Here is a 12371-nt window from a genome sequence, read left to right as displayed (position 1 = left end):
GTATCAACATTTAATCATCAATAACATATGGCTCAGGAAGATATTTTCAAGAAGCTGATCGCGCATTGTAAAGAGTATGGATTTGTGTTTCAATCGAGTGAAATTTACGATGGGCTTGGCGCCGTGTACGACTACGGACAAAATGGAGTAGAACTTAAAAATAACATCAAAAAATATTGGTGGGACAGCATGGTGATGCTGCACGAAAATGTGGTTGGACTGGATTCGGCAATTTTTATGCACCCCACCATTTGGAAGGCTTCGGGCCATGTGGACGCGTTTAACGACCCCCTGATTGATAACAAGGATTCGAAGAAACGCTACCGGGCCGATGTGCTGATTGAAGAGCAATTGGCCAAGTTTGAGGAGAAAATGGACAAGGAAGTGGCGAAGGCGCAAAAACGCTTTGGCGATGCTTTCGATGAAAAACAATTCCGCGAAACCAATCCAAGGGTGCTGGCCAACCAGCAAAAATGGGATGAATTGCATGCCCGCTTTTCAAAAGCCTTAAATGACAACAACCTGGCCGAGCTGAAACAAATCATCGAGGACCAGGAAATTGTATGCCCCATCAGTGGAAGCCGAAACTGGACCGATGTGCGCCAGTTTAACCTGATGTTTGGCACCGAAATGGGATCAACGGCCGATGGCGCGTTGAAGGTGTACCTTCGCCCGGAAACGGCGCAGGGGATTTTCGTCAACTACCTGAACGTGCAGAAAACCGGTCGCATGAAAATTCCGTTTGGCATTGCCCAAATCGGGAAAGCTTTCCGGAATGAGATTGTTGCCCGTCAGTTTATTTTCCGCATGCGCGAATTCGAGCAAATGGAAATGCAGTTTTTCGTTCGTCCCGGATCGGAGCTCGAATGGTTCGACAAGTGGAAGCAAACCCGCATGAAGTGGCACCAGGCCCTTGGTTTTGGCGAAGAAAACTACCGCTTCCACGAGCATGAAAAACTGGCACATTACGCCAACGCTGCCGTTGATGTGGAGTACAAATTCCCTTTTGGCTTCAAGGAAGTGGAGGGCATTCACTCGCGTACCGACTTTGACTTGTCGCAGCATCAGGAATTCTCCGGAAAGAAAATCCAGTACTACGATCCGGAGCTGGAAAAATCGTATGTCCCCTTTGTGGTGGAAACCTCCATTGGGGTCGACCGCATGTTCCTGCAAATCATGTCGGCCTCGTATTTTGAAGAAGAACTGGAAGCAGCCAATGGCAAGAAGGACACCCGCGTGGTGTTGAAATTGCCTGCACCTTTGGCTCCGATTAAGCTGGCCGTGATGCCCCTGATCAAGAAAGATGGCCTGCCGGAGAAAGCCCGCGAAATTATTGACGACCTGAAATTCGATTTCAATTGCCAGTACGACGAAAAAGACTCGATCGGTAAACGTTATCGTCGCCAGGATGCCATTGGAACGCCTTTCTGCGCTACTGTGGATCACCAAACACTGGAGGATGCAACGGTTACCATTCGCCACCGCGACACCATGTTGCAGGAGCGTGTAGCCATTGCCGACCTGAAAGGAATCATCGCTTCGCAAGTGAATTTCAAAGCGTTGTTTGCCAAATTAAAGTAAGCAACGATTCAATATCAATATTAAAAAGAGGCTGTTTCGGGTGAAGCAGCCTCTTTTTTTGCTGCAGCGGGTTCCGATCCGCCAAAATGTCTTCCGCCTTCGTGCCGGAACCGTCTACCTTCGTGGCGGACCTTGCGGTCTTCGTGCCGGAGCCGTCTACCTTCGTGGCGGACCTTGCGGTTTGCGTGGCGGGACCATCTACCTCCGTGGGGGACCTTGCGGTCTTCGTGCCGAGACCATCTATCTTCGTGGGGGAGCTTGCGGTCTTCGTGGCGGAACCATCTATCTTCGTGGGGGAGCTTGCGGTTTACGTGGCGGGACTGTCTACCTTCGTGGGGGAGCTTGCGGTCTTCCTTGTGGAGCTTTCCAGGTGTGTGGCGGAGGTTTCCGTCGGAGTTGAGGTAATGTTCAGGAAGAGTGTTCAATTAACTGTGTCGAACCCAAAGGGTTCAATATGAGTAGCCTCGGGTGCAGTGAAATCCCGAGCACTCGGGAGGGGGTCAATGGCACCGCATCAAATCAGGCGCAATCGCTGGGTTTTGAAAAGCTCCTATACCAGCATGCGCCGCAGCGCAAAACGTTTTTTATTCAGATTAGTTAATTTGTCCTTCCGGACCGGATTTCATTTTTTCCATTCGATGAAAAAACGAAACAAAAAAATCTTGTCAAAGTGATCCTTCTCCCCGCGTCAGGATTTTTTCTTTCCGGCGCACAACCTCGGATACCCGCCAAAAATCCTTCCCGCCAACGCCGGCCCGGGCGACTTTGACGGCCCGCGCTGCTTTCGCCTCCGGCGAAGTGGGGGACTTGAGTGTCAAAACTTTCGGTAGTTCTCCAATTTTCATTTCGTATATCAAGGTCGAAATGATGTGAAGATTTACCTGTGTCAATTTAGGGGGCAATAATACGGACTGGGGGTGAGGGTGGAGGGGGAATTTTAGCCGGATGGCACGAAACCACCCGGCTATGGAATTATTGGTGCAGCTTATTCAGCTACGGGTTCTTCTTCTTTCTTGTTGTTGGCGCCCATGCGCGCGACCACCTTGTTAAAGGTGAATTGTGACTTTTTAACCGGGTCGTCGTGATAGATTCTCGAAGCAATCTTACAAATGCCAATGACCTCGGTATAAATATCATTGAACGCGGTCGCCGCCTCGGCCGACAGTTCGCGCGAGCTTCCTTTCAGCACTTCCTGGCTGAGGTTGGCCTGCTGTAAGGCTTCCGCATAGCCGATCGTTTCGTCGATCAGGACCGGGTTGGTTCCCTTGGCCAGCATTTGGGCTTTCAGGTCGTCGGTCATGCCTTTTTTGAAGGCATACAGTAGGGTAATCACGCCTTCCTGGTCGAGCGCGTTCAAGGGTTTGGTGTACCCAAGCCCTCTGAGAATTTCTTTGGCATCTTTGCCCATATCGACCTCAATTTGCGTTTTCAGAAAGCCCAGGTTTCTGATCGCCGGTTTCAGGATGTCTTCTACCTGGTCGGTGGCTGCACGCAGGTGTTTTTGTTTATCCAGCCCCAGGAAGTCGTTCACGGCGGTGTCGATCTTCGTGTCCAGTCCGGCGACATAGTCTTCGGTCCAGTTGGAACGCACCAAACTCAAATCGGAGAGGTTGATTGACATGTTTTTAACAATTGTCTTACAGGCCATCAGCATGACCTCGTCTTTCACGCTGTAATTTCGTTGTGTCATGGATTTAAATGTGTTAGTTGATGAATAAAAATTATTGAAACTAAAATTACAGTAAAATATAAATACGAGTCCAGTACTTTTTTCATGTTTTACAAAAGGTTTTTGGGGTTGTCGCGCATTTGTTCGCTTACTGTGTTGTTTTCTTTATTAAGTATGTTAATTTTAAGCCACCAAAAAAATCAGCAACAGGAATGACTCGCCCGCAAGTGGTTTTGTGATGGATTTAAAATTTGAAGCAGCGGGTCGGGCAACAACAATTACAAGCATATTATCCAAACAAACCAGCAATGGCAAACAGCAACCTTAGAGACGCGAAACGCGCCAAAAACGACGAGTTTTACACCCAGTACCAGGATATTGAAAAAGAAATTAACGCTTATATCGACTACAATCCCGATGTATTTCGCGACAAGACCATTTTGCTGCCTTGCGACGACCCCGAGTGGAGCAACTTTACCCGTTTTTTTGCACAAAATTTTGAGCGCTTTGGCCTGAAAAAGCTGATTAGTACCAGCTATGCGGCCAACAGCAAAAAATACAAAAGCGGCTACCAGCCCTCGCTCTTCGAAGTAAACGACCCGCAGTACGACGCCTACAAAACCAAGAAGAACGGGAAGATTTTTATACTCGACCACGACAAGAGCGGCGATGGTCGGATAGATGTGGGCGACCTGGAATGGCACTACCTGGAAGGCGATGGCGATTTTAAAAGCGACGAAATTAGAAAACTGCGCGACGATGCCGACATCATTATTACCAACCCGCCGTTCTCGCTGTTTCGCGAATTTTTAGCCTGGATTTTAGAAGCGGATAAGCAGTTTGTAATTGTGGGCAATAAGAATTGTGTTACGTATCAGGAAGTCTTTCCATTGTTCAAAGAAAATAAGATTTGGTCTGGGCGGACAGAATGGTCGGGTGGTATGTGGTTTGAAACAAAGAATCCGGATGATGTCGATAAAGTTATCGATGGAACAGACATGAAAAATGTATCATCAATCTGGCTTACCAACCTTGACCATGGCAGGCGTCACCAGCCCTTAGCCCTAATGTCGATGGAAGAGAATCTGAAATACAGCAAGCACAAGGAGCTCAAAGGGAAAGATTCGTATGACCGGTATGTTAATTACGATGCCATTGAAGTGCCATTTACCGATGCCATTCCGAATGATTATGACGGGGCAATGGGTGTGCCGATTAGTTTTCTTGATAAATATAGCCCTGAGCAGTTCGAGATTATTGGTTCAAGCAGAGCATTGGGAGTACCAATATCGGAAGTGGCGAAGAAAGGCACTTATATGCAAGGTGGCCCACGTTTTTATTTGTCGAACGGAGATGGAACCTATCGCAGAATGTACGACCGTTTAGTTATCAAAAAGAAAACCTCATGAAAACAACCCTAAAAACCGAAATCACTGTTGCAGCCATTTGTGAAGGCTTTTTTTATAATGAACTCGAAGGCAAAGGCCTTTTTGGTTTGAGCGGCAAACTTACCATTCAGCCCGAGTACCAGCGCAATTACATTTATGCCGATGGTAAAAAAGATGTGGCCGTGATTGAATCCATCCTGAAAGGATACCCGTTGGGGCTCATCTATTTTGTAAAAGTAGCCGACGATAAATTTGAAGTGCTCGACGGGCAGCAACGCATTACCAGCTTTGGCCGATACGTGACCAACAAATTTGCGGTAATCGATCCAAACGGTAAACCCCATTACTTCGACAGTCTTGCCGCCGACAAGCAAAAGAAAATACTCGAAACCCCGTTGCTGATTTACGAATGTGAGGGCGAGGAAAGCGAGATCAAAGAGTGGTTCCGAACCATCAACATCGCGGGTGTTCCACTCAACGAACAGGAAGTAAACAACGCCATTTTTTCAGGCCCTTTTGTTACGCGGGCCAAGGAAGAGTTTAGCAATACGCAAAACTCCAACATCCAAAAATGGAGCGCCTACATTAAAGGCAGTGCCAACCGGCAGGAGTTTCTGGAGCGGGCGCTCGACTGGGTGAGTAAAGGCAACATTGTGGATTACATGAGCCGCCACCGTTACGATTCGAACATCAAAGAGCTGAAAACTTATTTCAACAGCGTGATCGATTGGGTGTCGGGGGTTTTTATCGATGTGGAAAAAGAGATGTGTGGGCAGGAATGGGGCCGACTGTACGAAGAACATCACCGTACCCCTTACGACCCGAAAAAGGTTTCAGCGGAAGTTCAACGGCTATACGGCGATCCGTATGTGAAAAACCGCAGAGGTATTTTCGAATACATCCTTGGTGGGTCGGTCGACAGTAAGTTGCTCGATGTTCGGGTTTTCGACGACGCCACCAAAAGGTCGGTCTATACCAAACAAACCAAAGCGGCTGAAGCAAAAGGCCAGTCGAACTGTCCGCTATGCGCCCTTGGGCACGATGCCAACAAGGGCAAGATCTGGAAATTGGCAGAAATGGATGCCGACCATGTTTCGGCCTGGAGCAAAGGCGGCGCAACGGATGTTAAAAACTGCCAAATGTTGTGCAAAACGCACAATCGCGCTAAGGGGAATCGGTAATAGAGTTAGTAGTAAAACAATAAATCTAAAAAAAATGAAAGTAGCGATTTTTATAACAAGCTCGGGCAATGGCCAATTTTTAGATGGTGTAAACTCCATGTCGGAGGCAATTCTGAAAAAATTGGATAATGGGCTCCGGTTTAAACCCGATGAAGAGAGTTTCCGTTACCTGAAGGAATCGATTGAAGCAGCCGATGAATACGATAAGGAGCTCTGGTTTCACGGGACTCTGCCCAATCATCTCAATATCATTAACGATTTCGCCAAAGACCTTCAACTTTACGATAGTCTTTTGCCAGCTTGCCTATTATCGAAAACAAAGTTTGGCAAAGCCATGATTGCGCTGCTCGATTACGGGGAATTCAGGCTAGTACTAACAGACCGTACCTGGCGTTCGGTCAACGAACTTCACCTTGCATTTGAATTGGTTTCAATAGGCTCCGATTTCAATTTTCAAAAGTATTTTCTGCTGCCCAAATCGGGCACCAATTTGTAAACGGTTATCAAGGCTCTAGCTCGCGCTAATCTTTAATCGGCTGGCAATTCACTGAAACGAAATCATATATTTGACCTAAGGAAGAAAGCTGACAGATTCTGAAACAAGTTCAGAATGACTCGTTCACATGCATTGGCGCGGAAAGCAGCCGGGTGCGGCGATTTTTAATCGCCGGTTCCTAAATGGTGGATCGGAATCTGCGCCACCCGGGATGGACTCCATTCAACAAAAAAGCCCCACGATTCATGGAGCTTTTTTTATGATTTTGGTAAACTTCGTCTAGACGATAAACTTCACAATAAACAGCAAAGCCAGTACATACATCACCAACGAAACTTCTTTGTGTTTTCCGGTCAGCAGTTTTAGGATGACGTAGGCCAACATCCCGAACACGATTCCTTCGGCAATGCTGTAAGCCAATGGCATCATGATGATGGTGAAAAAGGCCGGAATGGACTCGGTGAAGTCATCCATATCAATTTTCAGAATGGGCGTCAACATGAACAAACCAACAATAATCAGCGCCGGTGCCGTTGCAGCTCCCGGAATCATGATAAACAGCGGAGCAAAGAACAAGGCTACCAGGAACAAACCTGCTACGGTCAGCGAAGTCAATCCGGTACGTCCGCCTTCAGCAACACCCGAGGCACTTTCCACATAAGTGGTCACGGTGCTGGTTCCCAGCATGGCACCAAAGGTTGTTCCAATAGCGTCGGCAAACAGGGCTTGCTTGGCGCGTGGCACTTTGCCATCTTCGGTTAGCATGTCCGCTTTCGACGAAACACCAACCAGCGTACCAACTGTGTCGAACATATCGACAAACAGGAAGGTGAACAGCACGATCAGCATGTCGATGGTGAAAATCTGGTGGAAATCGAATTTGAAGAAAATGGGCTCAACTGAAGGTGGTAATGAAACCAAATGTCCTTCGGGCAAGTTGGTCACCCCAAAAGGGATTCCGGCAACCGTTGCCGCAAAAATACCGATCAACAAAGCACCTTTCACTTTTAAAGCCAGCAGAATGCCGATCAGCAATACGCCAAACAAGGCAATCAAAACGCTGGGTGAACCCATGTCGCCCAGGCCAACCAATACGGCATCGTTGTTGACAATGACACCAGCACCCTGCAAGCCAATAAAGGCAATAAACAGCCCGATACCAGCCGACACCGCATGTTTCATCGACATGGGGATGGCGTTGACAATGAGCTCACGGATGTTGAAAGCGGTCAGAATCAGGAAAATGATTCCTTCCAGGAACACGGCGGTCAGTGCAAATTGCCAGCTGTAGCCCATGCCCAACACCACGGTGAAGGCAAAGAAGGCGTTCAGTCCCATTCCGGGAGCCAGGGCAAAAGGGAGGCGGGCCACCAGGGCCATGACCAAAGTAGCCACCAAGGCCGACAGGGCTGTGGCTGTAAACAGGGCGTTTTTATCCATGCCGGTGGCGCTCAAAATGCTGGGGTTAACCGCCAGAATGTAGGCCATCGTCATGAAGGTCGTGATTCCCGCTAAAACTTCCGTTTTTACGGTGGTGTGGTTTTCATCGAGTTTGAAAAAACGTTTCATGTTTGTGGAAGTTTTAGATTAAAAGGTCCACTTGGCAGCAACCGTAGGATTGAATTGGAATCCGTCTTTAGCGAAATTATTGCTGAGCTCAAGCTCGGTACCGAATGAGAAATTCGGGCACACGTTATACCACAGTTGTGGCTCTGTTAAAAAGCGATAGTCGGTTCCCCAAAACATTTCTTCTTTCCAGAAATCGGCAAAACCAGTGAAGGTCAATTTATTTTGCAGCATTTGAATGGTCCAGACAGCAGTTAACTGGAAGGCTGCATCTTCTTTGTCTTTAATGTGTTTGTAATTCGCCTGTAAAGTCAGGATTTTTGAGAAGTCGGCCGATGCCCAAGTGCGTTCAACCCCAGCCAGCCAGCAGTTTCCAATGGGAATGAATGGAGTACCAACACCGTCGAGCTTCAATACGCCACCGTTAAATTCCACACGAGGCATGAATTTTTGGTTTTCTGTCCACTTAAAGGCACGGGCAATTTCCCAGTAAGCAAGAGAAAGACCATTGTCTACATTTCGTTCGTCCGAGCTGTAGTCCATGTCAACAAAGAAAAAGGTTGAACCGTACTTGTCAGGACGGAACATTTCAACCGTTGTTGTGACCAATTTTCGGGTTTCTCCCAGGTCATAATGTAGCTGAACATTCTGAGCGGTAGCGCCCAACGCAACAACGCTCACAAAAAGAGCCAGTAAAAATTTCTTCATTTCGGTTTTATCTTAAGTTTTCATTTAAAAGAAAGCGCTAAAATAATAAAAAACAGCTATGGCAAACCGTTTAAACTTCTTAACAAGCAGGATTTTGTATTCCCACTCAATTACAATATATTGAGGATGATTTTGTCTGATTTGGAAATGATTTGAAAGTCAGAGGTTTTTATAGATAACCTTTAAAGATATTGGTAAAATGAAAAAGATTAATCGTCGCGAATTTGTTCGAAAAGGAATTGCCGGAGTCTCAGCCGTTTCGGCAGGTCTTGCCTTTACTGGTTTTGCCGGCCCTGCCGATGGGACGATCGGCCAGGTGAAGCTTGGCGAAACAGGCCTGAACGTGTCGCAGCTGGCTTTTGGCTGCGGAACCAACGGCTGGGCGCACGAGTCGGTGCTGACCCGCGGAGGCATGGATGCCTTCAAAAAAGTGTCGCGCCATGCTTACGACCGCGGGGTAACTTTTATTGATACGGCCGATTCGTATGGCACCCACACCTTTGTGCGCGAGCTGTTTAAAGAAGTGCCACGCGACAATTTTCAGCTGATGACCAAAATTTGGACCGAGGACAACAACTGGAACAAAGTGGTGCCGGTTCAGCAAACCCTCGATCGCTTTAAAAAGGAACTGGGTGCCGAATATTTTGACATCGTGTTGCTGCACTGCCTGATGAATGGCAACTGGGTGACCGAAAAAGCTTCGTTTCGTGAGCAGCTTTCCGAAGCCAAACAAAAAGGCGAGGTCAAGCTGGTGGGCGTGTCGTGCCACAACATCGACGCCATGAAAGCGGCCGTGGTTGATCCCTGGGTCGATGTCATCCTGGCCCGGATTAATCCCGATCAGGTGCGGATGGACGGAACGCCTGAGGAGATTATGAAGCTTCTGAAAACAGCGAAGGATGCGGGCAAAGGGGTGATTGGCATGAAGATTTTTGGCGGCGGCAATTTGACCCAGGAGGAAGTTCGTGAAAAATCCCTTAGATTTGCCTGGGAAAGTGGAAATGTGCATACGATGACCATCGGCATGGAAAAAACAGCTTATGTTGACGATGCCGTGGAGCGGATTGCACGAATCACAAAAGATATTTCCGGCTGAAGGAATCATTGAGAAATAGAAATATGAACCAAACATTAGCGCCGCAAAGTCTGATTGGGCTTTATAAGGAATCGCTGCTGCAGCATTGGGACTTGCCCATGTTTTCAGACTATGGCGGGTCAACTTATCATTACGGCGAAGTCGCTCAGAAAATTCATCAAATCCATTTGTTTTTCAAGGAATGTGGAATTCAAAAAGGAGATAAAGTAGCCTTGTTGGGTCGAAATTCGGCTAACTGGGCCATTTCTTTTTTAGCCACCATTGGCTACGGCGCTATCGCGGTGCCGGTGCTTCCCGATTTTAACCCGGCTGATGTGCACCACATTGTGAAGCACTCCGGATCAAAACTTTTGTTTGCTGCCGACCAGCTGTTTGAAAAGCTGGATGTTGCAGAAATGCCGCAGCTTCAGGCGGTGATTAGCCTCACGGCCTTCAGCCTGCTGTTTGATCAGGATGCAGCCTGTTTTCCGGCCTGGGAGCAGCACTTAAAAGCGGGCGCTGTCGATCTGATTCTTCCCGAGAACTTCGACCTGGAAGAGCTGGGCGAGGAAGAATTGTGTGTGATTTCATACACCAGCGGAACTTCTGGCTTTACCAAAGGCGTGATGCTTCCGGCGGCAAGTTTGCTGTCGAACCTGATTTATGCGCGCGAGCACATGCCTTTGACCACCGGCAACAAAATTGTGTCGTTTTTACCGATGGCTCATGTTTTTGGCTTGTTGTTCGAGTTTTTGTTTCCCGCCTCTGTTGGCTGTCACATAACTTTCTTGAGCAAAACACCTACGCCGCAAGTGATTCTGAAAGCATTTGGGGAAATTCAACCCCATCTGATTTTGTCGGTGCCCCTGGTCATCGAAAAAATTTATAAGAAACGGATTCTGCCCAACCTGGAGAAACCCCTGATGAAATTTCTGCTGAAGGTTCCGGGCATTTCAGGGGTGTTGCATAAAAAGGTGAAGGAAAAGCTTGTCGAAACCTTTGGCGGGCGTTTTCATGAAATCGTGATTGGCGGCGCACCGCTGAGTCATGAGGTGGAAGAATTCTTTCGGAAAATCAACTTTCCGTTTACCATTGGCTATGGGATGACCGAATGTGGGCCGCTTATTTCGTATGATGCGTGGAATACTACCCAACCTTCGTCAGCCGGCAGGTTGGTCGACCGCATGCAGGTACGTATTGACTCCAGCGATCCTTACCGGCAAGTGGGCGAGATTCAGGTGAAAGGAATCCATGTGATGCAGGGCTATTATAAGAATGAGGAGGCCACACAGCAAGCTTTTACCGCCGATGGCTGGCTGAAAACCGGCGATCTGGGGCTGATCGATTCACAAAACTACATCTACATTAAAGGTCGGAGCAAGAACATGCTGCTGGGGCCTTCGGGGCAAAATATTTATCCGGAAGAGATTGAAGCCAAGTTGTCGAATTTGCCAGGAATACTGGAAAACGTGGTGATTGAACGCGAAGGAAAGCTGGTAGCCCTGGTTTTTCCTGACTCCGAAATCGTTGAGGCTGAGAAACTCGATCGGGCTCATGTGGCCAAACTGATGGAAGAAAACCGGGTGCACGCCAACCGCGAACTTCCAAAATACAGCCAGCTGGCACGAATCGAACTCGTGGACCAGGAGTTTGAGAAAACGCCCAAGCGAAATATAAAACGATACTTGTACACCAAATAAAAAAGAAAGCCGGAACGATTGTCCGGCTTTCTTTTTTTAAAATGGGTTGATTGGGAAGAAACTACCTATAGGTTTATTCAGAATGGAACCAATAGGTAACCCCCTTTTTGAAAAAAAGATATGAACTGATCATTTTGGGGCCTAAAACACCCTATAACTCCGACGAACGATTAGATATTGTTCAACACCATTTGTCCAAGGCGTCGTTCAAAAAGCGGTTTGCCTTCGAAAGTTCCCGAAAAGCATCAACCGCGAGACTGACAAAATCATCACCCAAAACAGTTTGATCCTCGACCTGAAAACCGAAGGCGTACGATTTGTAGCGCAGCAAATCCACCTGCTCAAAATCTTTTGGAAATCCTTTGGGGGCCGTTTTCAGCTTTTCACCTTCGATGGACGGATAGTATTTTTTGAATTTTTCATCATCAAGTACGGCTTTCAGAGCTTCCGGGTGATCCAGGATTTCGGTTCGAATGGCTTTGAGCGGAGCCGCTTCCGGATGCCACACACCGCCGCCCAAAAATGAGTTTCCGGGTTCCAGGTGAATGTAATAGCCGGCCCGGTCGCTCTTGCGGCCTCCTTTGGCGATGAAACTTCCGAAGTGGGTTTTGTACGGCGATTTGTCGTGCGAAAAGCGCACATCCCGGAAAATTCGGAAGAGGCAATCTTTCGGATCGATGAGCGGAACATCGGCATCAAACTTATGAATTTCCTGGATCATCAACTCCGTAAAAAAAAGGATCTGCTCTTTGCTGGCTTCGTAGCCTTGCTTGTTTTCATTAAACCATTCGCGGTTATTGTTTTCGCGAAGTTCCTTCAAAAAATCGAATAATACTTTCATGGGCGGTGTTGTTTTATGCGGGTTTGTTTTCAATTTCAAGGTAAAGATAGGTACTGCGAATCATTTCGTGTCATGTTTCGAGTCTTTAACAATTTGTGATAGCAGCGCAACCGAAAGTAATAAAAAGGTCGGTGACCTTAAAACGATTGTTTTGCGGAATCAACAG

11 protein-coding genes are annotated in these 12371 nt (G+C 47.5%); 7 read left to right on the top strand and 4 right to left on the bottom strand.

Going from position 1 to position 12371, the window contains the following annotated elements; all coding sequences use genetic code 11:
- Window positions 1-27 precede the first annotated feature (27 nt).
- Together NC99_RS14310 and NC99_RS14305 are read left to right on the top strand one after the other, a co-directional pair.
- On the top strand, window positions 28-1581 hold the full coding sequence (locus tag NC99_RS14310; protein ID WP_053184930.1) for a glycine--tRNA ligase: 1554 nt from the start codon (window positions 28-30) through the stop codon (window positions 1579-1581).
- A 40-nt stretch (window positions 1582-1621) separates the two neighbouring features.
- On the top strand, window positions 1622-1981 hold the full coding sequence (locus tag NC99_RS14305) for a hypothetical protein (RefSeq protein WP_157624913.1): 360 nt from the start codon (window positions 1622-1624) through the stop codon (window positions 1979-1981).
- A 585-nt stretch (window positions 1982-2566) separates the two neighbouring features.
- Here NC99_RS14305 and NC99_RS14295 read toward each other — a convergent pair.
- Window positions 2567-3271 (bottom strand): hypothetical protein, encoded by a 705-nt coding sequence (locus tag NC99_RS14295; protein WP_053184920.1) that lies wholly within the window; start codon window positions 3269-3271, stop codon window positions 2567-2569.
- 287 nt (window positions 3272-3558) lie between these two features.
- On the opposite strand from NC99_RS14295, the gene NC99_RS14290 reads away from it, so the two are divergent.
- From NC99_RS14290 to NC99_RS14280, 3 genes are read left to right on the top strand one after another with little or no spacing between them, the layout of a single operon-like run.
- Window positions 3559-4659, top strand: a complete 1101-nt coding sequence (locus tag NC99_RS14290) for an adenine-specific methyltransferase EcoRI family protein (protein ID WP_053184918.1) — start codon at window positions 3559-3561, stop codon at window positions 4657-4659.
- Window positions 4656-5819 carry an HNH endonuclease family protein gene (locus NC99_RS14285; protein ID WP_053184916.1) on the top strand — a complete coding sequence of 388 codons (1164 nt, stop codon included), beginning with the start codon at window positions 4656-4658 and terminating at the stop codon, window positions 5817-5819. The genes NC99_RS14290 and NC99_RS14285 overlap by 4 nt, the downstream gene beginning before the upstream one ends.
- Before the next feature lie 34 nt (window positions 5820-5853).
- Window positions 5854-6315 carry a hypothetical protein gene (locus NC99_RS14280; RefSeq protein WP_157624911.1) on the top strand — a complete coding sequence of 154 codons (462 nt, stop codon included), beginning with the start codon at window positions 5854-5856 and terminating at the stop codon, window positions 6313-6315.
- Between the two features lie 279 nt (window positions 6316-6594).
- Here the strand turns inward: NC99_RS14280 and NC99_RS14275 are convergent, their stop codons facing one another.
- Both NC99_RS14275 and NC99_RS14270 read right to left on the bottom strand, forming a co-directional pair.
- Entirely contained in the window at window positions 6595-7884 is a 1290-nt protein-coding gene (locus tag NC99_RS14275) for an NCS2 family permease (protein ID WP_053184912.1), read from the bottom strand.
- A gap of 18 nt (window positions 7885-7902) precedes the next feature.
- Window positions 7903-8589, bottom strand: a complete 687-nt coding sequence (locus NC99_RS14270) for a DUF5020 family protein (protein WP_053184910.1) — start codon at window positions 8587-8589, stop codon at window positions 7903-7905.
- Window positions 8590-8788: 199 nt separating this feature from the next.
- On the opposite strand from NC99_RS14270, the gene NC99_RS14265 reads away from it, so the two are divergent.
- On the top strand, window positions 8789-9685 hold the full coding sequence (locus tag NC99_RS14265) for an aldo/keto reductase (RefSeq protein WP_204375015.1): 897 nt from the start codon (window positions 8789-8791) through the stop codon (window positions 9683-9685).
- Between the two features lie 23 nt (window positions 9686-9708).
- Window positions 9709-11364 carry an AMP-binding protein gene (locus NC99_RS14260; RefSeq protein WP_053184908.1) on the top strand — a complete coding sequence of 552 codons (1656 nt, stop codon included), beginning with the start codon at window positions 9709-9711 and terminating at the stop codon, window positions 11362-11364.
- 181 nt (window positions 11365-11545) lie between these two features.
- Here NC99_RS14260 and NC99_RS14255 read toward each other — a convergent pair whose 3' ends face one another.
- The gene (locus tag NC99_RS14255; protein ID WP_053184905.1) at window positions 11546-12205 is read right to left on the bottom strand and encodes a DUF2461 domain-containing protein; all 660 of its coding nucleotides are present in this window, start codon (window positions 12203-12205) and stop codon (window positions 11546-11548) included.
- Window positions 12206-12371 lie beyond the last annotated feature (166 nt).

The organism is Sunxiuqinia dokdonensis, assembly GCF_001270965.1.
Classification (GTDB): Bacteria; Bacteroidota; Bacteroidia; order Bacteroidales; family Prolixibacteraceae; genus Sunxiuqinia; species Sunxiuqinia dokdonensis.
Note: the sequence above shows the minus strand (reverse complement) of the source record. Positions and strands in the feature narration are given on the sequence as shown.

Bases quoted from the DNA above. Each gene is read 5' to 3' on its own strand.
- NC99_RS14310 (WP_053184930.1), top strand. From the start codon at position 28: ATGGCTCAGGAAGATATTTTCAAGAAGCTGATCGCGCATTGTAAAGAG.
- NC99_RS14295 (WP_053184920.1), bottom strand. From the start codon at position 3,271: ATGACACAACGAAATTACAGCGTGAAAGACGAGGTCATGCTGATGGCC.
- NC99_RS14290 (WP_053184918.1), top strand. From the start codon at position 3,559: ATGGCAAACAGCAACCTTAGAGACGCGAAACGCGCCAAAAACGACGAG.
- NC99_RS14285 (WP_053184916.1), top strand. From the start codon at position 4,656: ATGAAAACAACCCTAAAAACCGAAATCACTGTTGCAGCCATTTGTGAA.
- NC99_RS14280 (WP_157624911.1), top strand. From the start codon at position 5,854: ATGAAAGTAGCGATTTTTATAACAAGCTCGGGCAATGGCCAATTTTTA.
- NC99_RS14275 (WP_053184912.1), bottom strand. From the start codon at position 7,884: ATGAAACGTTTTTTCAAACTCGATGAAAACCACACCACCGTAAAAACG.
- NC99_RS14270 (WP_053184910.1), bottom strand. From the start codon at position 8,589: ATGAAGAAATTTTTACTGGCTCTTTTTGTGAGCGTTGTTGCGTTGGGC.
- NC99_RS14265 (WP_204375015.1), top strand. From the start codon at position 8,789: ATGAAAAAGATTAATCGTCGCGAATTTGTTCGAAAAGGAATTGCCGGA.
- NC99_RS14260 (WP_053184908.1), top strand. From the start codon at position 9,709: ATGAACCAAACATTAGCGCCGCAAAGTCTGATTGGGCTTTATAAGGAA.
- NC99_RS14255 (WP_053184905.1), bottom strand. From the start codon at position 12,205: ATGAAAGTATTATTCGATTTTTTGAAGGAACTTCGCGAAAACAATAAC.